Raw genomic sequence first — 20,634 nt, 5'->3', positions numbered from 1 at the left:
CAGGATGCAGGCCGCCAAGGCAGCGTAAGTGGATAATTGTCCAACCTTCGGGGGGCATACCAGCCAGTGTGGTGATGACGATGATCGCGGCGGCCAGTTCGTAGTTGCCGTTGGCGGTGCGCGCCATGATGTAGCTGGCCGCGGCCGTCGGGCTCGCGAAGTAAAGGAACAGAATGCCCAGTTCCGCGCCGCGAAAACCGACCAGCCAGGCGGCCAGCGTGCAGAGCAGCGGCAGCGTGATCATTTTCATGACGCTGGCACTGATCGCCAGACTGCCACTTTTACGCAGCGAGGCCAGCGACAGCGTGCCGCCGATGCAGATCAGCGCCAGCGGCAGGGTCATTTGCGCCAGATAACTGCCGGACGTCTCCAGCCACCTGGGCAGGCCTATGCTGAAGTAAGCGAAAGGCGATGCGATGATGACGCTGATGATCAGCGGGTTGGCCAGCACACTTTTGAACACGCTCCAGGGGTCGGACTTGATCACCGGGCTGTAAACCGCCAGCACAATTGTCGACAACGTGTTGTAGAAGACGATGACCAGCGCGGCCAGAATCGCCCCCAACGAAATGCCATAAGGGCCGTACATGCTCGCCGCCAGCGCCAGGCCGATTACCCCGTTGTTGCCACGGAACGCGCCCTGAACGTAAACGCCACGCTCTTCTTGCGGGCAGCGCCAGATCGCCCAGCCCCAGGCGAATGCGAAACTCAGTAGCGTCGCGACACTGAAAAAGATGAGCAGTCTGGGTTGCAGAGCCGCGCGCAAATCAGCGTGAATGATGCCCAGAAACAGCAGCGCAGGCATCGTGACGTTGAACACCAGCCCGGAAGCCGCGACGATAAACCCGTCGTTGATAGCACCGATGCGTTTGAGCAATACGCCCAGAAACAGCATGGCAAACACCGGGGCGGTGATGTTCAGGGTTTGGAGAAAAATAGCCAGCATGCAACACACCCGGTCCCGTCGTTAGGTAGCTCATGATAGGCCACACACGACAAGCATGTTGCAAGGAATTTCCGAAAGGGTTACCTGAACAACCCCGATTCTCTGTCAGACAATGCGGCTAATCTCCACGGTCGGCTGCAATTTGCGCTCGAACACTGAAACGCCATCAAGATCGCGCAGGGCAACAGACATCTCGCCGGTCTGCCCGTCGATATTCACTTCGCCAAAGAACTGATAACCCGCAAAAGGCGAGGTGTTCTGTGAAGGGGGCGCCTTCTGGAACACCAGTTCCGGACCGAACGTCTTGTCCAGTACATTGGGACCGAAGCTGCCCGCATTCAGCGGCCCGGCGACGAATTCCCAGAACGGGTCGAAGTCCTGAAACACGGCACGATCCGGCTGGTAATGATGCGCGGCGCAGTAATGGACATCGGCCGTCAGCCAGACACAGTCGCGAATCTTCTGCGCGCGCAGGTACGCCAGCAATTCGGCAACCTCCAGCTCGCGGCCAAGCGCCGGTCCGTCATTGCCGTTGGCGATGGCTTCCCAGCGCGCCACACCGGGGCTCACCTCGCCATCCGGTACGCCAAGGCCGATGGGCATGTCAGCAGCAATGACCTTCCATTGCGCGCGCGACGCATTGAGTTCGCGCTTGAGCCAGTCAAGTTGCTCACGACCAAGAAATGCGGTGGTCGGACCCGGTTTTTCGGCCAGATTGGCATCATTGCCGTCGCGGTAGCTGCGCATATCGAGGACAAAAACGTCGAGCATCGGACCGTAGGGAATCTTGCGATAAATGCGTCCGCCATTGTCGGCTTGCTGCAAGCGCAGCGGCGCGTACTCCAGATAAGCCTGGCGGGCACGCGAGGACAGCAGCTGGATATCCTTGACCTTGTAACGCTCATCAAGCTGCTTGCTGGGCGACCAGTTGTTGGTGACTTCGTGGTCATCCCATTGCCAGATCTGCGGCACTTCTGCGTTGAAGCGGCGCAGATTTTCATCCATCAAGTTATAGCGGTAATTGCCTCGGTACTCGTCGAGGGTCTCCGCCACCTTGCTTTTCGCTTCGGTGGTCAGGTTGCGCCAGATCCGCCCGCCTTCCGTGGTGATCTGCTCGGGCACTGGCCCGTCGGCGTAAATGGTGTCACCGCTGTGGATAAAAAAGTCCGGCAAGCGCAAGCGCATCGCCTCATAGATACGCATGCCACCAACGTCAGGGTTGATACCGAAGCCCTGCCCCACCGTGTCGCCACTCCAGACGAAGCGGATGTCACGACGCTGTTGGGGCGTGCTGCGCAGATGGCCGAACCAGGGCTCGCTGGCGACACCGCTCTGAGCATCCTCGAACGAGACGCGGTAGAAAATCGCCTGATCGACCGGCAGCCCGCTCAACTCGACCCGCGCGGTGAAGTCGGTACGCGGATCGGCGAGCGCCGAGACCACGCGCCGTGGCTGAGTAAACATACTGCGTGTGTCCCATTCGACCACCATCCGTGAAGGCCGGTCGCTGCGGCTCCAGACCATGGCCTTGTCGCCGAGCACATCTCCGGACTGCACACCATCGACCATTTTCGGGCGCTCCTGCACCGAAGCGATCACCGCAGGCGCAAGCCCCGGCAACAGCAAACCGGCCCCCACGGCCTGGATGACACGGCGACGCTTGAGATCGAACTGGCTCACGGTTATCCCCTCGCTGACAGGCAAAAAAGTACCGTAGCAGGGGAATGTTGGCGCTGTATGACAACACAGGGCCGGAATAACGCACCTGACGCCAAAAACCTTCAGCGCCCGCTAGCTGTTAAACTCCCGCGCCTTATTCCAGCCCGAGGCGCTTAGCATGTCTTCCTTGAATCAGGCGCTCAGCGTCGCCCTCGATAATCGTCAATCGTTGCTGGGCGAACTGCATCAGCAGGGCACCGACTGCTATCGGCTGTTTCACGGAAGTCAGGAAGGCGCCAGCGGGCTGACCATCGACCGCTACGGCCCGCAGTTGCTGGTACAAAGCTTCCACACCCGCCTGGATCGCGATGCATTGCTTGCGCTGCACGAGCAAGTCAACACACGACTGGGCCTGGAAACGCTGCTGGTCTATAATGATCGCTCGCAAGGCAACTCACGCGTGGATCGCCAGGATACGGTCTACAAGGCTGACGAAGCGGCGCTGGCCGACCATATCGGGCATGAGTGGGGGCTCAACTATCGGGTCCGTGGCCGACATGCGGGCCAAGACCCGTTGTTGTTTCTGGACCTGCGCAACACGCGTGGCTGGGTCAAACAGCACAGCGCCGGCAAAAGCGTGCTGAACCTGTTCGCCTATACCTGCGGCGTCGGTCTCAGCGCTGCGGCCGGTGGCGCGAGCGAGGTGTGCAATCTGGACTTCGCCGAGGGTAATCTGGCCGTGGGTCGAGAGAATGGTGCGCTTAACCCGCAACTGCCACCCATGCAGTTCATCCAGTCGGATTATTTTCCGGCAATCCGCCAACTGGCGGGGCTGCCGATTGCAGCGCGGCGTAGCCAACAATTGCCCAGCTACATGAAGCTGCAACAGCGCCAGTATGATCTGGTCCTGCTTGACCCACCTGCCTGGGCCAAAAGTGCGTTCGGCACCGTTGACCTGTTGCGCGACTATCAAAGCCTGCTCAAGCCGGCGCTGTTGACGACGGCAGACGGCGGCGTGCTGATCTGCTGCAACAACCTTGCGAAGGTCAGCATGCAGGACTGGCGTGAGCAGGTATTACGCTGTGCCACCAAGGCTGGACGCCCGGTACGCGACTGCCAGGAGATGCTTCCTGCCAAGGACTTCCCGTCTCTGGATAATCAGCCACCCCTGAAAACGCTGATCCTGCAACTCTGATCCGGCGGCTGGTATCGCAAAGCACTATCGGAAAGTTCCTACGAGCGGCGACGGCAGTGCCTTGGGAACCGAACAGGCATGCCATACTCCAAGGGCTTCCAAAAGAGAGAGACGCCGCTGCCCATGTCCAGAGGATTGAAACGCACACTTGGCTCCTTGCTGACTGTGATCGTGCTCTACAGCTTGCTGGGGTTCTTCATTCTTCCCGGTGTCGCTCTGCGGATCGCCAATCAGCAATTGGCCAATTACGCCACCGTGCCGGCGAAGCTTGAACGCCTGGAATTCAATCCCTACACGCTGGAGCTGACGCTCTGGGGCCTGAACATCGGCACACCGGGCAAGGAACAGGTCGCGTTTGAAAAGCTTTATGCCAACCTGCAAATCGACAGCCTGTGGACACGGGCCCTGCACCTGCAACGCATCGAGCTGATCAAACCCAAGACCGAGCTGTTGTTCGACAAGCAAGGCAAGCTCAATCTGGCGCAACTGTTCAAGCTGCCAGCCAGCGAACCTGCCAAGGACGAACCACCCGGCAAGCCGTTCCCGCTGCGTATCGACGAAATAAAACTGGCCGATGGCTATGTTCACTTTCAGGATATGCGCCCAAGCCAGCCCATCGAATTTCTCTACGACACACTCAATTTCGAACTCAAGAACCTCAGCACATTACCCGAAGACAATGCCGACATGACGCTTGTCGCGGCAGGTCCGGATGGCGGGCAGATCGACTGGGTCGGGCGTATCAGCCTGATACCGATCACCTCGGAAGGGACGCTGAAAGTCACCGACAGCAAGATGAAGCTGTGGTGGCCTTACGTGCGTGATGCGTTGCCGCTGGCGCTTGAGGACGGCGTGCTGAATTTCAGCACGGCATACACACTCAATCTGGCCAAGGAAACCGAGCTGAAGTTGACCAATGTGTCGGCCAGTGTCGCGCCCTTCGCGTTGAACACGCCAGACGGTCGCCATCTGGTACGCCTGCAACGCCTGGACGTGAGCGAAACATCAGTCGATCTGGCAAAGCAGCTGGTGACCGTAGGCAAGATCCGCAGCCAGAAACTGGAAACCTGGGCAGCGCGCGAAGCCGACGGGCAACTGGACTGGCAAAAGCTGTTTGCCAGCCAGCCGGGCAAGCCAGCGGCACCGCAAACACCGGCCGTGGACGACAAGGCGGCTGAACCGGCACCCACGACCGACGCCTCTGCCAAAGCCAGCGCCAAGCCCGCCACGCAAAGCACGCCATGGCAGGTGCTGCTGCGAGATGTGCAACTGCGCAATTACATGGTCCATCTGGCATATCGCGTACCTCAAGAGCCTGTTGCTCTGGATGTTGGCCCGCTGAATCTGGACATCCAGAATTTCGACAGCCTTAACAAATCCCCCTTCACGCTTAAGCTTGATACCGGGCTGGGCAAACAGGGCAACCTCACTGCAGCCGGCGATGTGAACCTCAACCCGGTCAGTGCACAACTTAACGTAACTACCCGCGACATCGACCTGCGCCTCGCCCAAGCCTACATCAGCCCGTTCATTCGTCTGGAAATGCGCAGCGGCATGCTGGGCAGCGATCTGGCGGTCAACCTGAAAAGCACCGAACCGCTGGCGTTCAGCGTTACCGGCAAAGCACAGGTCAATCAGCTTCACACACTCGACACGCTCAAACAGCGCGACTTCCTGAAGTGGCAGCAACTGCAACTCGAAGGGCTGGACTACCAGCACGGCACGGGCCTTTCGATTGCCAAAGTCAACATGGATCAGCCTTACGCACGCTTCATGATCAATGAAGACCGGACCACCAATGTCGACGATCTGCTGATTCCGCAGCCTGATGACAAGACCGCATCGCAGCCAAAAACAGCCAGAACACAGCCCAAGGCCAAGGCAGATAACCCTCTGGCGATTTACGTCGGCGAAGTGAATATCATGGATGGCTCGGCAAACTTTGCCGACATGACCCTGACCCCCAACTTTGCCACCGCCGTGCAGCAGCTCAATGGTCGTATCGGCACCATCGACAACCGCAAGGCGACACCGGCACCCGTGGACATCCAGGGCAAGGTCGATCGCTACGCGCCTGTGACCATCAAAGGCAGCCTCAACCCTTTCGACCCGATGGCCAGCCTGGATATCACCACCAGCTTCAAGCGTGTCGAGCTGACCAATCTGACCCCTTATTCCGGCAAGTTCGCCGGTTTCAGAATCCGCAAGGGCAGGCTCAATCTCGATCTGCACTACTTGATCACCAAAGGTCAGCTCAAGGCGCAGAACAAGATGCTGGTTGAACAGTTGCAACTGGGTGAGCGTGTCGACAGCCCGGATGCGCTGGACCTGCCTATCCGTCTGGCGGTCGCGCTGCTCAAGGATACGCAGGGACGAATTTCCCTGGAGCTGCCGATCGAGGGCGATCTGAACAACCCGCAGTTCAGCGTGATGCCAATTGTCTGGCAAACCCTGCGCAATCTTGTGCTGCGTGCTGCGCAGGCTCCGTTCAAGATGCTCGGCGGGCTGGTCGCCGGTGGAAGCTCCGAGGATCTCGGCAGCGTGAGTTTCGCGCCGGGCTCCAGTGATTTGTCGGCCGAGGTGCAAAGCGCCCTGGACAAGCTCTCGGTGGCGCTCAAGGAGCGCCCGGACCTGAAGCTGGAGATCGAAGGCACTAGCGCTGCAAGCAGTGACGGTCCTCTGATCGCCCAACAGCGGCTGGAGCGGGAATACCAGTACACCTATTACAAGATCCTCCAGCGACGCGGCGACAAGGTTCCAGCCAGAGCCGGTTTGATACAGGTCCCTGAGGATGAAAAAGCTCCTATGCTTGAAGGTATCTACCGCACACGCCTGAAACAGCAACCGCCTGCCGAATGGGCAAACCTGGGCAAGGAACAACGTGCAAACCAGATGCGTGCCGCCGTGCTCAAGTTCTGGAGCAGCAATGAGGTATTGCTGCGTGAGCTGGGCCAGGGCAGAGCCAGCAGCATCAAGGACTACCTGGTAGACAAGGGCAAGCTGGAAGACGCTCGTGTGTACTTCGTCGATGCCCGCCTGGGTCAGGCCCAGCCAGATGGTAAAGTCATCAGCCCCCTCCACCTCGACAGTGAATGAAGCCTTGGCACGTACCCGAATCAAACTGCTGATCAACCTGACCCTCGCCACCCTGGCCGGGTCAGTTGCCACCTCGTCATATGCCACGTCAACCCTGCGCTGTGGTAACCAGCTGGTCAGCACGTGGGACCGGGCATTCGAAGTGCAGCAGAAATGCGGAGAGCCTGTAAGCCAGGAAGTGCTGGGCACTCAGGAGACCTTCAATAGTAATTACCGAAGGTCCGAAGCCGTGAGAATCGAGGAATGGATCTACGGACCTGATAACGGCATGTATCAGTACCTGCGCTTCGAAGGGGGTCGCCTGGTGAGGATTGAAAGCAAGCGTCGCACCTGACTCTCCCAAGCGTCTGTTTGTCACCGCCATAGAAAAGGCCCCGACTCTTCAGTCGGGGCCTTTAATGGCTACATCCTTGTAGCCTCGCATGAACTTTCCATCAATCAATGACTGAAGCTGTTCATGGGCAGTATTCGATTACTCGGCTTTCAGGCCAGCAGCCGATACGTCTTTAACACCTTTGATTTTCTTGGTGATAGCGACGGCGGTGTTTTTCTGAGCTTCGGTAACTTTTACCATGGAGGACAGGGAAACCACACCTTTGTTGGTCTCAACCTTGATGTCCGAACCTGGGATGCCTTTCTCGGTCAGCAGGTCAGCTTTGACTTTGGTGGTGATCCAAGTGTCAGAAGTATCTTCTTTGACTTCTTGAGTAGTGGTGTTGGCTGCCAGAACCATTGGCGCTTGGGCCGAGGTCTGTGCGAAAGCAGCGTTGGCCATGGTCAGAGTCAGGGCAGTAGCGGTAGCAGCGGCAATAGCGAACTTCTTCATACGATAACTCCTGTTTTTCTCGAAATCTGCACCAGCTTGTGGTGGCAGGGTTAACAGGTATATCGCAAGCGGTGTGCCAAAAACCAAATATACTAAAAATCCTTTAAAATCATATAGTTGAGTTTTTTCATTTTTAGCCGGGTCGTGCAGTTTGCCCGTTCCTCACTTATTGTGCTTGCAAGATGCATGTTTATACCGAGCAGTTTGCATGCCCCGCTTGTAACCCTCTAATTGCGCTCATAAAAAAAGGACTCCGAAGAGTCCTTTTTCACATGCCGCTCAGATCAATCAGACGCCCGACGCTTTCGCTGCCGCTACGTCTTTGATTGACAGCTTGATACGACCGCGGTTGTCCACGTCCAGTACCAGCACTTCGACTTCCTGACCTTCCTTGAGGATATCGGTCACTTTCTCTACGCGAGCATCGCTCAGCATCGAGATGTGAACCAGACCGTCCTTGCCCGGCAGGATGTTGACGAATGCACCGAAATCGACGATGCGCTCAACCTTACCGACGTAGATCTTGCCGATCTCGGCTTCTGCGGTAATGCCCAGAACGCGCTGACGTGCTGCCTCAGCCGCTTCCTTGGACTCGCCGAAGATCTTGATCGAGCCGTCGTCTTCGATGTCGATCGAAGCCTTGGTCTCTTCGCAGATAGCACGGATGGTTGCACCACCCTTGCCAATCACGTCACGGATCTTGTCGGTGTCGATCTTCATCGCAATCATGGTCGGAGCGTTGGCCGACAGTTCGTTACGCGACTGACCGATGATCTGGTTCATCTGACCGAGGATGTTCAGGCGAGCTTCCAGGGCCTGCCCCAAGGCGATCTCCATGATTTCTTCGGTGATGCCTTTGATCTTGATGTCCATCTGCAGCGCGGTAACACCTTTGGAGGTACCGGCTACCTTGAAGTCCATGTCGCCCAGGTGATCTTCGTCACCCAGGATGTCGGTCAGAATGGCGAACTTCTCGCCTTCCTTGACCAGACCCATGGCGATACCGGCAACCGGTGCCTTCATCGGAACACCAGCGTCCATCAGTGCCAGGGAAGCGCCGCAGACCGAAGCCATGGAGCTGGAACCGTTGGACTCGGTGATTTCCGACACGACACGGATGGTGTACGGGAACACGTCGGTGCCTGGCAGCATGGCCTGAACGCTGCGACGGGCCAGACGGCCGTGACCGATTTCACGACGGCCCGCGCCGCCCATGCGACCACACTCGCCCACAGAGAACGGAGGGAAGTTGTAGTGCAGCATGAAGGGGTCTTTTTTCTCGCCTTCAAGGGTGTCGAGCAGCTGTGCGTCGCGCGCGGTACCCAGCGTTGCAACAACCAGCGCCTGAGTTTCGCCACGGGTGAACAGTGCCGAACCGTGAGTCTTCGGCAGAACGCCGACTTCGATATTCAGAGGGCGAACGGTACGAGTATCGCGACCATCGATACGCGGCTTGCCGTTGACGATGTTTTCGCGAACGGTGCGGTATTCGATTTCATCGAAAGCAGCTTTGACTTCGCTGGCAGACGGGCTGCCTTCTTCAACAGCCAGCTTGGCAACGACCTGATCTTTCAGCTCGCCCAGACGCGCATAGCGGTCGGCTTTGACAGTGATGGTGTAAGCCTGGGAGATCGCGTCGCCGAACTCGGCACGGATAGCGCCCAGCAGTGCGGTGGCTTCAGGCTTTGGCTGCCAGTCCCAGACAGGCTTGGCGGCTTCTGCAGCCAGTTCCTTGATGGCGTTGATCACCACCTGGAATTCGTCATGGGCGAACAGCACAGCGCCCAGCATCTGGTCTTCGGTCAGCTCTTTGGCTTCGGATTCAACCATCAGAACGGCTTCGGAAGTACCGGCTACGACCATGTCCAGGCTCGAAGCCTGCAGTTGCTCGTAAGTCGGGTTCAGCAGGTAGCCGGTGCTTTCGTGGAAAGCAACGCGCGCAGCACCGACCGGACCGTCGAACGGAATACCGGAGATGGCCAGTGCAGCCGAAGTACCGATCATCGCAGCGATGTCCGGATCGATTTTCTTGCTGGTGGAGACGACGGTGCAGACAACCTGCACTTCGTTCATGAAGCCTTCTGGAAACAACGGGCGGATCGGACGGTCGATCAGGCGCGAGGTCAGGGTTTCTTTCTCGGAAGGACGGCCTTCACGCTTGAAGAAACCACCAGGAATCTTGCCGGCAGCGTAGGTTTTTTCCTGATAGTGCACGGACAGAGGGAAGAAGCCTTTGCCAGCGTCAGCCTGTTTGGCGCCGACCACAGTCACGAGTACGCTGACGTCGTCGTCAACGGTGACCAATACTGCGCCAGAGGCTTGACGGGCGATACGGCCTGTCTCGAGGGTTACGGTCGATTGACCGAACTGAAACTTTTTGATTACCGGGTTCACGGTTTCCTACCTTTCTTTGTGGCTCTTGGGGAACTGGTTTCTTGCGAATTCTTGGGCAGCGTGGGGAATCGGCCCCTTCCACAGTCCAGATAAAACTTGAGGCTGGGAGCCTGCCAGAACCACCGGGAAAACCCGACGGATCGTGACAGACAACCAACCTCTAGCAACGTCGTTATTAGCGACGCAGACCCAGACGACCGATCAGGGCGCTGTAACGGCTAACGTCCTTACCTTTCAGGTAATCCAGCAGCTTGCGACGCTGGTTTACCATACGGATCAGACCACGACGCGAGTGGTGGTCCTTACCGTTGGCCTTGAAGTGGCCTTGCAGTTTGTTGATGTTGGCGGTCAGCAGTGCAACTTGCACTTCTGGCGAACCAGTATCACCAACAGCTTGCTGGTAGTCGGTTACGATCTGAGCTTTTTCTTCAACGCTGAGTGCCATGTGGGCAATCCTTTTGTTCAAGGAAGCGCTTCCGGAGAAACGTTTCCAACAGGCCGAGGACAGATCCTCGTATTAAAAAAGGAGGTATGACCGTGCCTGTTGACAGCCATCCTCGTTCCACCCCGCTCGCAGGCTAGCCTGCGGACGGACTGGTTCCGGTCACTCTGACCGAATCAATCGACGCGGCGCAATACGCCCGTCTTCGGCGACTTCACCGATACCGATGAAGCGACCTTCGTGATCCTGCACGCGAACCATACGGAATTTCGGTGCGTCCGGCGCGCGCACTGGCTGCCCGTGCAACCAGTAAAACGAACTGTGCTCCGAAAACTTCAGCAGCGGCCAGTCCAGCAGACCGCTGTCCGATGGCATCAGGAAGCGGTCAACCGCCTCATTGCCGCCGTCGGCATGCACTTGCTCCAGCTCTTCCAGCGTAACCGTCTGAGCCAGCGTGAAAGGCCCCGCCTGGGTACGGCGCAGCTCTGCGACGTAAGCACCACAACCGAGCTTTTCACCAATATCCTCGACCAGCGTACGGATATAGGTGCCTTTACTGCAATCGACGGACAGACGTGCTGTGTCGCCTTCGCAAGCAAGTAATTCCAGGCGCGCAATAGTAACAGAACGGGGCTCGCGCTCCACTACTTCCCCTGCACGTGCCAGCTTGTAAAGTGGCTGGCCATCACGCTTGAGGGCCGAGTACATGGGAGGTATCTGGCTGATTTGCCCACGAAAATGCGGCAACACTGCTTCAATATCGTCGCGACCAACGGTCACCGGACGCGTGAGCAAAACCTCGCCCTCAGAGTCGGCGGTCGTGGTGGTCTTGCCCAACTGCGCCAGAGTCTCGTAGGACTTGTCCGAATCGAGCAGGTACTGGGAAAACTTGGTCGCTTCGCCAAAGCACAACGGCAAAACACCCGTTGCCAGAGGATCAAGACTGCCCGTATGCCCGGCTTTCTCGGCATTGAGCAGCCAGCGAACCTTTTGCAAAGCGGCGTTGGATGTGAAACCCAGTGGCTTGTCGAGCAGGATGATCCCGCTGACATTGCGGCGTATACGCTTGACCTGAGCCACCCTTTATTCCTCGGTACTTTCAGGCTTTGCATCTGGCGATGCCGAGCCTTCCTGATGCTGACCGTCTTGCGCTACCGCACGCTCGATCAGTGCCGAGAGATGCGCACCACGCACGACGCTTTCGTCGTAGTGGAAATGCAGTTGAGGCACGCTGCGCAGCTTCATTTCGCGTGCCAGCTGCATGCGCAGGAAGCCTGCGGCAGAGTTGAGCACCTTGATGGTCTGTGCGATCTCTTCCGCGCTGTCCTGGCCCATGACGGTCATGAAAATCTTCGCATGACCCACGTCACGGCTGACGTCTACGGCGGTGATAGTGACCAGACCCACGCGTGGGTCCTTGATTTCGCGACGGATCAGTTGCGCCAGTTCGCGCTGCATCTGATCGCCAATACGTTGGGTACGGCTGTATTCTTTTGCCATGCTTGTTACCTGTTACTGATCCGGGACCAAACCCTGACAGTCTGAAAGCGGCAAACGCCCGGCCTGACAATTGCCAGACCGGGCGTTGCGTTTAGAGCCCATGGGGGAAGCAGGGCATTTGCATGCGAAGCTCCCACCATGACTCCTGAAGCTCGCGATTTAGAGGCTGCGAGCCACTTGGACCTTCTCGAAGACTTCGATCTTGTCACCGACCTTGACGTCGTTGTAGCTCTTGACGCCGATACCGCATTCCATGCCTGCACGTACTTCGGCAGCGTCGTCCTTGAAGCGGCGCAGGGATTCCAGCTCGCCTTCAAAGATAACGATGTCTTCGCGCAGAACACGAATCGGACGGTTACGGTAGACAGTGCCTTCCAGAACCATACAGCCTGCGATCGCGCCGAATTTCGGCGAACGGAACACATCGCGGACTTCGGCGATACCCAGGATATTCTCCCGAACGTCGCTGCCAAGCATACCGGTGAGGGCTTTCTTGACGTCTTCGATGATGTCGTAGATCACGTTGTAGTAACGCATATCCAGACCTTCCTGCTCGACAATCTTGCGCGCGCCAGCATCGGCACGCACGTTGAAGCCAAACAGTACAGCGTTGGAGGCCAGTGCCAGGTTGGCGTCGCTCTCGGTGATACCACCGACACCGCCACCGACTACGCGCACTTGCACTTCGTCGTTACCCAGGCCGCCCAGGGCGCCCTGCAATGCTTCCAGAGAACCGCGGACGTCGGATTTGAGGACGATGTTAAGCGTCTTCTTCTCTTCCTGACCCATGTTCTCGAAGATGTTCTCCAGCTTGCCGGCATGAGCGCGAGCCAGTTTGACCTCGCGGAACTTGCCTTGGCGGAACAGAGCGACTTCGCGGGCTTTCTTCTCGTCAGCCAGCACCGACATCTCGTCGCCAGCATCCGGAGTACCGTCAAGACCCAGGATTTCGACCGGGATCGAAGGACCTGCTTCTTTGACCGGCTTGCCGTTCTCGTCAAGCATGGCGCGGATGCGGCCGAAGTTCGAACCGACCAGAACCATGTCGCCCTGACGCAGCGTACCGTCCTGAACCAGAACAGTAGCGACCGGACCACGGCCCTTGTCCAGACGGGACTCGACAACAACGCCACGACCCGGGGCCGAAGGAGTTGCCTTGAGTTCCAGAACTTCGGCTTGCAGCAGAACAGCTTCCAACAGCTCGTCGACGCCAGTACCCATTTTCGCGGATACCGAAACGAAAGGCGTATCACCGCCCCACTCTTCGGACGTCACGCCATGGACCGACAGCTCGCTGCGGATACGATCGAGGTCAGCACCAGGCTTGTCGATCTTGTTCACCGCAACAACCAGCGGAACGCCAGCCGCAACAGCATGCTGAACAGCTTCGATGGTCTGCGGCATAACGCCGTCGTCAGCTGCAACCACCAGAATCACTATATCCGTTGCCTTGGCACCACGAGCACGCATGGCGGTAAACGCGGCGTGACCAGGGGTGTCGAGGAACGTGACCATGCCGCGTTCGGTTTCAACGTGGTAGGCACCGATGTGCTGGGTGATGCCGCCAGCTTCGCCAGCTGCAACCTTGGCACGACGGATGTAGTCGAGCAGCGAGGTCTTACCGTGGTCGACGTGGCCCATTACGGTCACGACCGGTGCACGGGAGAACGACTCACCTTCGAACTTCAGCGATTCGGCCAGGGAATCTTCCAGGGCGTTGTCGCTGACCAGCGTGACCTTGTGGCCCAGCTCTTCGGCGATCAACTGGGCAGTTTCCTGATCCAGTACCTGGTTGATGGTCACCGGAGTGCCCATCTTGAACATGAACTTGATGACTTCAGCAGCCTTGACCGACATCTGTGCCGACAATTCGCCGACAGTGATGGTCTCGCCGATGGCAACGTCACGGATCACAGGGCCGGTAGGGCTCTGGAAACCATGTGCATTGCGCTTCTTCAGCTTGGACTTGCCGCGACCACCGCGACGGAAGCTGTCGCTTTCTTCGTCGGTAGTACGAGGAGCAACGCGAGGGGCCGGAGCCTTCTCCTTGACCGAAGCGCGATGCGGAGCGTTTTTACGCTCCCCGTCGCCGCCGCGGGCATTGCGGTCGTCAGCACGAGGCTTGTCAGGGCGACGCTGTTCGTCACGCTTGCGAGCGTCAGCAGACGGCGCTGCGCTGGCAGGTGCCGGAGCAGCCGCTGCTGGTGCTGGCGCTTCACGCACAGGCTCAGCTGCAGCAACAGGTTGCGCGGGTGCCGAAGCAGGCTGGCCGGCGGCAGGCTGATTGCGCGCATCTTCTTCAGCGCGACGCTTAGCTTCTTCTTCAGCCTTTTGACGAGCGGCATTTTCTACCGCACGGCGTTCGTCCATCTCGCGCTTGCGCTCGGCTTCGATCTCTTCCGGGCTACGCTGCACAAAGACTTTCTTTTTGCGCACTTCAACGCTGATGCTTTTGCTGCCAGCAACGCGCAGGGTGCTGGTGGTCTTGCGCTGCAAGGTAATCTTGCGAGGCTCTTCCACCTTGGCCTTGTGACCGCTTTTCAGGTGCGTCAACAAGGCTTGTTTTTCGTTATCGGTCACAACTTGCTCGGCGGCGGTGTGCGGCAGACCTGCCTCACGCATCTGCTGTAACAGGCGCTCTACCGGTGTGTCGACCACTTTGGCCAGTTCTTTCACCGTGACTTGCGTCATGCACTTCTCTCCTCAGGCCGCGCCCAATTACTCGAACCAGTGGGCTCGGGCGGCCATGATCAACTTGCCGGCACGATCATCGTCAATGCCGTCGATGTCGAGCAGGTCATCTATAGACTGCTCGGCCAGGTCTTCGCGGGTAATTACGCCGCGCACCGCCAGTTCCATCGCCAAATCCTTGTCCATACCCTCAAGCGAGAGCAGGTCTTCGGCCGGATGGGCGTCTGCCAGCTTTTCCTCTGTAGCGATGGCTTTAGTCAACAAACGATCCTTGGCACGAGCGCGAAGCTCGTTGACGATTTCTTCGTCAAAGCCGTCGATGTTGAGCATTTCTTCCAACGGTACGTAGGCAATCTCTTCCAGGCTGGTGAAGCCTTCATCAACCAGCACCTGTGCCAATTCTTCATCGACTTCGAGTTCTTCGATGAAATTGCGCAGGATGTCACCGGTTTCAGCTTGCTGCTTGGCCTGGATGTCCGATTCGGTCATTACGTTCAGGGTCCAGCCAGTCAGCTGACTTGCCAGACGCACGTTCTGACCGCCACGACCAATAGCCTGGGCCAGGTTGTCCGCTCCCACTGCGATGTCCATTGCATGCGCGTCTTCATCTACGATGATCGCCGCTACTTCTGCAGGAGACATTGCATTGATCACGAACTGCGCCGGGTTATCGTCCCAAAGAACGATATCCACACGCTCGCCACCCAGCTCGCCGGAAACAGCCTGAACTCGCGAACCGCGCATGCCGATACAGGCACCTTGCGGATCGATTCGTTTATCCTTGGAGCGAACAGCGATTTTCGCACGAGAACCCGGGTCACGGGAGGCAGCCATCACCTCGATGAGACCTTCGGCAATTTCCGGCACTTCAATGCGGAAAAGCTCGATCAGCATTTCTGGCGCAGTACGCGACAGGATCAGCTGAGGACCACGGTTTTCGGTACGAATTTCCTTCAGCAAAGCACGGACGCGAACACCGACCCGGAAAGTTTCCCGGGAAATGATGTCTTCACGAGCCAGCAAGGCTTCGGCATTGTTACCCAGGTCAACGATGACATTGTCACGTGTAACCTTTTTAACAGTACCAGAAATGATTTCACCCAGACGCTCACGGTAGGCATCGACTACCTGAGCGCGCTCGGCTTCACGAACTTTCTGCACAATGACTTGCTTGGCGGTCTGTGCGGCGATACGACCGAATTCGATGGAATCGATTTTCTCTTCGATCAGGTCGCCCGCAACGGCACCTGGCTTCTTGACTTGAGCCTGGTCTACGGCCAATTCGTACGCAGGATCGTCCAGATCTTCGTCTTCGACAACTGTCCAGCGACGGAAAGTCTCGTAGTTGCCTGTCTGGCGATTGATCTCTACACGCAGTTCTACTTCATCTTCAAAACGTTTCTTGGTAGCGGTGGCAAGAGCCAGCTCCAGCGCTTCAAAAATTACACTTGCCGGAACGCCCTTTTCATTGGACACCGACTCAACAACCAGCAGTACTTCTTTGCTCATCGTACGCCTCGCCTTTCGCAAGCCATTGGATCCGCGGGATCCGCAGTAACCGGCACGTCTCAGTCAAACGTGGGAATAATGTTGGCCTTGTCGATCATGTCGATCGGCAACAGGAATTCATGGTCTTCAACCTGCACCACGACATCCTGCTCCTCCACCCCGCGGAGAAGGCCTTGAAAGTTGCGTCGCCCTTCGAAAGGTGAACGCAGCTTTATTTTCACTTGTTCCCCGGCGTACGAAGCAAACTGCTCAATAGTGAACAGCGGGCGCTCCATGCCAGGAGACGATACTTCAAGGGTGTATTCAGTGCTGATCGGATCTTCTACGTCCAATACACCGCTGATCTGGCGACTTACGATTGCGCAGTCGTCGACCAGCACACCACCTTCCTTGTCAATATAAATGCGCAGCACCGAATGCTTGCCCTGGGAACTGAAATCGATCCCCCAGCATTGATAGCCAAGGGCCACGACCACCGGAGCCAACAAGTCCTGCAACTGTTCTAGCTTGCTCGACACCTGAACCCCCTCGTGCATGCTTTAGAAATAAAAAAATGGGCAAAAGCCCATCCCTGAAAACGCCGTTGAACATCGACGTCATGTACTGTCCAGCTAACAAAAAGCCCCTTAAAAGGGGCTCCGCTAAAACTGGTTGCGGGGGCTGGATTTGAACCAACGACCTTCGGGTTATGAGCCCGACGAGCTACCAAACTGCTCCACCCCGCGACAAAGCTGGGGCGGAAGTATACGACCGATCCATTGCTGGGTCAATCCAACATCCACCTACAAGAAAGCCCGCTAATGCGGGCTCCCTTGTTAATTGGTACCGAGAAGGGGACTCGAACCCCTACACCCATTGGGCACAACCACCTCAAGGTTGCGTGTCTACCAATTCCACCACCTCGGCATTACAACTCTTTGGCGACCTCACGAAACATCGCCGAATTCTTTTTTACTTCTTCTCTGGGGCTTGAGGTACGTCAGCTGGAACAACGGCTGGCTTTTGCCCTTCGAGAACCGGTACATCATCTGCTGACGGCTTTTGCTTCACTTCCAGTGCTGCGGGATCTGGCAAACCTACTTGAGTCAGCTGTTGAGCTTTCTCTTTAGCAAAGTAACCTAACCCCAAGCTGGTTATGAAAAAACATGCTGCAAGTATAGCAGTAAACTTACTGAGAAAGGTAGAGGTTCCTTGACCTCCGAAGACAGTATTTGATGCACCTGCTCCGAACGACGCACCGGCGTCAGCACCTTTACCCTGTTGCAGCAATACCAGAGCAACAACGCCCAGAGCGCCCAACAGGTGAAAAACGATTACGACTGTTTCCAGCATTTTTTCAGTTTCCCGCGGCGCGACAGATCGCACCGAACTCATCTGCATTCAGGGAAGCTCCACCAATGAGCCCCCCATCGATATCCGGCATGCTGAAGAGCTCGACCGCATTGGCCGCCTTCACGCTGCCGCCATAGAGAAGTCGCACGCCTTGTGCGACTTCGGCATTCTCTTTTGCCAGCTGCGCACGGATTGCTGCGTGCACTTCCTGCGCCTCTTGAGGCGAAGCAGTCAATCCGGTGCCAATGGCCCAGACCGGCTCGTAGGCAATTACGGCATTGATCAGTGCGCTGACGCCAAACTCGGCGATGACACTGTCAAGCTGACGCCCGACAACTTCAAGCGTCTGCCCTGCCTTGCGCTCTTCAAGCGTTTCGCCTATGCAAAGCACAGGTGTCAGCCCGCTTGCCTGGATCGCCGCAAACTTCTTGTTAAGCACATCATCCTGCTCGCCAATCAGCTGACGACGTTCGGAGTGCCCGACAAGTACCAGTTTGCAACCTGCATCAGCCAGCTGACTCGACGCGATCTCACCGGTCAGCGCGCCCTGCTCAGCCTGAATGGCTGCATCCTGCGCACCGACAATGATCGACGTTGCCTGAAGCCCTTCGATCACCTGATTGGTAAACAGACTTGCAGGCATTACGGCGATATCGACGCTGCCTGGCAACACCTGCTTGCCCAAACCCTCGATCAGCTCAGCGACGCTGGCGCGGGTACCGTGCATTTTCCAGTTACCAGCTACCATTGGGCGACGCATGCTACACCTCGTGGGTCAAAGTGGGCGCAGATGTTACCCAACACTTCCGACACTGGCAAGCCGAAATCAGGCGCAAACTTCAGCAACCAGTTTTGCGAGCTCTTCGGCGTACGATCTGACCTGGGTTTCATCCTCACCTTCGACCATCACGCGCACCAAAGGCTCTGTGCCCGACTTGCGCAGCAGTACCCTGCCCCGTCCGGCCATCTGCTCGGTAACACGCGCACAGGCTTGCTGGACCGACGGGTGCGAAACGGGATCTACACCTGAACCTGCAAAGCGCACATTGATCAGGATCTGCGGGCATTTGCGCAGCTTCAAGCGCGCTTCGGCGAGACTGATGCCGCTGCGACGCAGGGCCAGTATTACCTGCAACGAAGCAATGATGGCATCACCGGTGGTGGCGTGCTGGAAGCACACGATGTGGCCAGAGTTTTCACCGCCGATCTGCCAGTTGCGCTCAAGCAACTCGGCGATCACATAACGGTCACCGACGTTGGCGCGAACAAACGGGATGTTCTGTTCGGCCAGGGCCAGTTCAAGCCCGAGATTACTCATCAACGTGCCGACGACACCACCCTGCAAGCGTCCACGTTCATGCAGATCACGGGCAATGATGTAAAGCAGCTCGTCGCCATCGACGATGGTCCCGGTATGGTCAACCATCAACACGCGATCGCCGTCACCGTCGAAGCCGATGCCCATGTCGGCATGCTCTGCGACCACTGCCGCCTGCAAGGCTTCCATGTGAGTGGAGCCGCAATTCTTGTTGATATTGAGCCCGTCAGGCTGCGCAGAAAGTACGACAACCTGCGCTCCGAGCTCACGAAAGACGTTGGGCGCTACCTTGTAGGTCGCACCATGCGCGCAGTCGATGACCACCTTGAGTCCGGCGAAATCGGTGCTGGTCGGCACGCTGCTTTTGCAGAATTCGATATAACGCCCTGCCGCATCGTTAATTCGCGAAACCTTGCCAAGATTCTCGGACTCCGCCACGGTCATCGGCGCATCGAGCAGCTCTTCGATCATCATTTCGATCTCGTCAGGCAGTTTGGTGCCCTGACCGGAGAAGAATTTGATGCCGTTGTCGTAGTGCGGATTGTGCGAGGCACTGATCACGATGCCTGCTTCGGCATGAAACGTACGCGTCAGGTAGGCAATCGCAGGTGTCGGCATAGGCCCCAGCAGTAGCACGTCAGCACCGGCCGCAGAGAGCCCGGCTTCAAGGGCGGATTCGAACATGTAGCCAGAGATGCGCGTGTCCTTGCCGACGAGAATCCGGCAGGCGCCCATCCTGCGAAAGGCCATGCCTGCAGCCCAACCCAGTTTCAGCATGAACTCGGGCGTAATCGGAAATTGCCCTACACGACCACGAATGCCGTCGGTTCCGAAATATTTTCTGGTAGTCATGGATGCCCCACTGTTGTTATTCTGCTGCCTGGACAGCTGCGATCATGCGCACCACGTCAGCCGTTTCGGCGACATCGTGCACACGTAGAATTCGGGCCCCCTTGGTCATAGCCAAAGCAGCCAGGGCCAGCCCGCCGGATAGACGCTGATCTACGGGTCGCCCCAGCACAGCACCGATCATACTCTTGCGCGAAACGCCCACCAGCAAAGGTTGACCGAGCGCATGCAGCGCTTCGATGTGCTTGAACAGGCTCAGATTGTGCTCCAGTGTCTTGGCAAAGCCAAAGCCCGGATCAAGAATGATCTTTTGCTGATCGATCCCCGCCGTAGCACACTGATTCATGCGCTCGAGCAGGAAAGCGCCCACTTCGCCCACAAGGTCGTCGTAATGCGGATCATCCTGCATGGTTCCGGGCTCACCCAGCATGTGCATTAGACACACCGGCAAACCAGTGCTTGCAGCCGCCTCAAGCGCGCCTGGCCGCTGAAGCGAGCGGACGTCATTGATAAGCCCGGCACCCAGGCCAGCCGTCGCCAGCATGACCTCAGGCGTGGAGGTGTCCACAGAGATGATCACATCCAGCTCGCGCGCGATGACCTCAACCACCGGCGCCACACGCTCGACCTCTTCTGACGCAGACACCGGACGCGCACCCGGGCGCGTCGACTCGCCGCCGACGTCGATCAGTGTGGCACCGGCCTGCACCATTGCTTCGGCATGACGCAAGGCAGCATCAAGCTGGCTGTAGCGGCCGCCATCGGAAAAGGAGTCCGGGGTTGCGTTGAGGATACCCATCACGTGTGTATGGGCCAAATCAAGAACCCGGTTGCCGCAAGGCAACCGGGTTGGGTACAGCGCAGATGTCATGTCAGA

17 protein-coding genes and 2 tRNA genes are annotated in these 20,634 nt (G+C 57.7%); 3 read left to right on the top strand and 16 right to left on the bottom strand.

Annotated elements, in window-relative coordinates:
• The coding region (locus tag AO277_RS11175) for an AEC family transporter (protein WP_257214214.1) at positions 1 to 946 on the bottom strand (946 nt) is incomplete at its 3' end.
• A gap of 105 nt (positions 947 to 1,051) precedes the next feature.
• The gene (locus AO277_RS11170) at positions 1,052 to 2,626 is read right to left on the bottom strand and encodes an alkaline phosphatase D family protein (protein WP_044318177.1); all 1,575 of its coding nucleotides are present in this window, start codon (positions 2,624 to 2,626) and stop codon (positions 1,052 to 1,054) included.
• A gap of 157 nt (positions 2,627 to 2,783) precedes the next feature.
• Here AO277_RS11170 and AO277_RS11165 point away from each other — a divergent pair, with 157 nt between their 5' ends.
• The 3 genes from AO277_RS11165 to AO277_RS11155 all read left to right on the top strand — a co-directional run bounded on the left by AO277_RS11165 (position 2,784) and on the right by AO277_RS11155 (position 7,230).
• Complete coding sequence (locus AO277_RS11165) at positions 2,784 to 3,800, top strand: class I SAM-dependent rRNA methyltransferase (RefSeq protein ID WP_005733044.1); 1,017 nt, start codon at positions 2,784 to 2,786, stop codon at positions 3,798 to 3,800.
• A gap of 123 nt (positions 3,801 to 3,923) precedes the next feature.
• On the top strand, positions 3,924 to 6,896 hold the full coding sequence (locus tag AO277_RS11160) for a DUF748 domain-containing protein (protein ID WP_044318176.1): 2,973 nt from the start codon (positions 3,924 to 3,926) through the stop codon (positions 6,894 to 6,896).
• Positions 6,856 to 7,230, top strand: a complete 375-nt coding sequence (locus AO277_RS11155; RefSeq protein ID WP_180273440.1) for a DUF2845 domain-containing protein — start codon at positions 6,856 to 6,858, stop codon at positions 7,228 to 7,230. The genes AO277_RS11160 and AO277_RS11155 overlap by 41 nt, the downstream gene beginning before the upstream one ends.
• A gap of 138 nt (positions 7,231 to 7,368) precedes the next feature.
• Here AO277_RS11155 and AO277_RS11150 read toward each other — a convergent pair whose 3' ends face one another.
• The 14 genes from AO277_RS11150 to folP all read right to left on the bottom strand — a co-directional run bounded on the left by AO277_RS11150 (position 7,369) and on the right by folP (position 20,628).
• On the bottom strand, positions 7,369 to 7,722 hold the full coding sequence (locus AO277_RS11150) for a BON domain-containing protein (protein WP_002555119.1): 354 nt from the start codon (positions 7,720 to 7,722) through the stop codon (positions 7,369 to 7,371).
• Between the two features lie 288 nt (positions 7,723 to 8,010).
• Positions 8,011 to 10,116, bottom strand: a complete 2,106-nt coding sequence (gene pnp / locus AO277_RS11145) for a polyribonucleotide nucleotidyltransferase (RefSeq protein WP_044318174.1) — start codon at positions 10,114 to 10,116, stop codon at positions 8,011 to 8,013.
• Between the two features lie 175 nt (positions 10,117 to 10,291).
• On the bottom strand, positions 10,292 to 10,561 hold the full coding sequence (gene rpsO / locus AO277_RS11135) for a 30S ribosomal protein S15 (RefSeq protein WP_002555121.1): 270 nt from the start codon (positions 10,559 to 10,561) through the stop codon (positions 10,292 to 10,294).
• Between the two features lie 159 nt (positions 10,562 to 10,720).
• Positions 10,721 to 11,638: a tRNA pseudouridine(55) synthase TruB gene (gene truB, locus AO277_RS11130; protein ID WP_044318173.1), complete on the bottom strand. Its 918-nt coding sequence runs from the start codon at positions 11,636 to 11,638 to the stop codon at positions 10,721 to 10,723.
• Positions 11,639 to 11,641: 3 nt separating this feature from the next.
• On the bottom strand, positions 11,642 to 12,058 hold the full coding sequence (gene rbfA / locus AO277_RS11125; RefSeq protein WP_002555123.1) for a 30S ribosome-binding factor RbfA: 417 nt from the start codon (positions 12,056 to 12,058) through the stop codon (positions 11,642 to 11,644).
• A 159-nt stretch (positions 12,059 to 12,217) separates the two neighbouring features.
• Positions 12,218 to 14,749, bottom strand: coding sequence for a translation initiation factor IF-2 (gene infB / locus AO277_RS11120; RefSeq protein WP_005733039.1), 2,532 nt, complete (start codon positions 14,747 to 14,749; stop codon positions 12,218 to 12,220).
• 27 nt (positions 14,750 to 14,776) lie between these two features.
• Positions 14,777 to 16,258 (bottom strand): transcription termination factor NusA, encoded by a 1,482-nt coding sequence (gene nusA, locus AO277_RS11115; protein ID WP_002555125.1) that lies wholly within the window; start codon positions 16,256 to 16,258, stop codon positions 14,777 to 14,779.
• Between the two features lie 59 nt (positions 16,259 to 16,317).
• A complete protein-coding gene (gene rimP, locus AO277_RS11110; protein WP_002555126.1) occupies positions 16,318 to 16,776 on the bottom strand; it encodes a ribosome maturation factor RimP in 459 nt (152 codons plus the stop codon).
• Positions 16,777 to 16,906: 130 nt separating this feature from the next.
• A tRNA-Met gene (locus AO277_RS11105) sits at positions 16,907 to 16,983 on the bottom strand.
• A gap of 95 nt (positions 16,984 to 17,078) precedes the next feature.
• A tRNA-Leu gene (locus AO277_RS11100) sits at positions 17,079 to 17,164 on the bottom strand.
• 45 nt (positions 17,165 to 17,209) lie between these two features.
• Positions 17,210 to 17,590 carry a preprotein translocase subunit SecG gene (gene secG, locus AO277_RS11095; RefSeq protein ID WP_044318172.1) on the bottom strand — a complete coding sequence of 127 codons (381 nt, stop codon included), beginning with the start codon at positions 17,588 to 17,590 and terminating at the stop codon, positions 17,210 to 17,212.
• A gap of 4 nt (positions 17,591 to 17,594) precedes the next feature.
• Positions 17,595 to 18,350, bottom strand: coding sequence for a triose-phosphate isomerase (tpiA, locus tag AO277_RS11090; protein WP_002555128.1), 756 nt, complete (start codon positions 18,348 to 18,350; stop codon positions 17,595 to 17,597).
• Positions 18,351 to 18,416: 66 nt separating this feature from the next.
• Complete coding sequence (gene glmM / locus AO277_RS11085; protein WP_002555129.1) at positions 18,417 to 19,760, bottom strand: phosphoglucosamine mutase; 1,344 nt, start codon at positions 19,758 to 19,760, stop codon at positions 18,417 to 18,419.
• Between the two features lie 16 nt (positions 19,761 to 19,776).
• On the bottom strand, positions 19,777 to 20,628 hold the full coding sequence (gene folP, locus AO277_RS11080; protein WP_044318171.1) for a dihydropteroate synthase: 852 nt from the start codon (positions 20,626 to 20,628) through the stop codon (positions 19,777 to 19,779).
• Positions 20,629 to 20,634 lie beyond the last annotated feature (6 nt).

The organism is Pseudomonas amygdali (assembly GCF_002699855.1).
GTDB classification, from domain to species: Bacteria; Pseudomonadota; Gammaproteobacteria; order Pseudomonadales; family Pseudomonadaceae; genus Aquipseudomonas; species Aquipseudomonas amygdali.
Note: the sequence above shows the minus strand (reverse complement) of the source record. Positions and strands in the feature narration are given on the sequence as shown.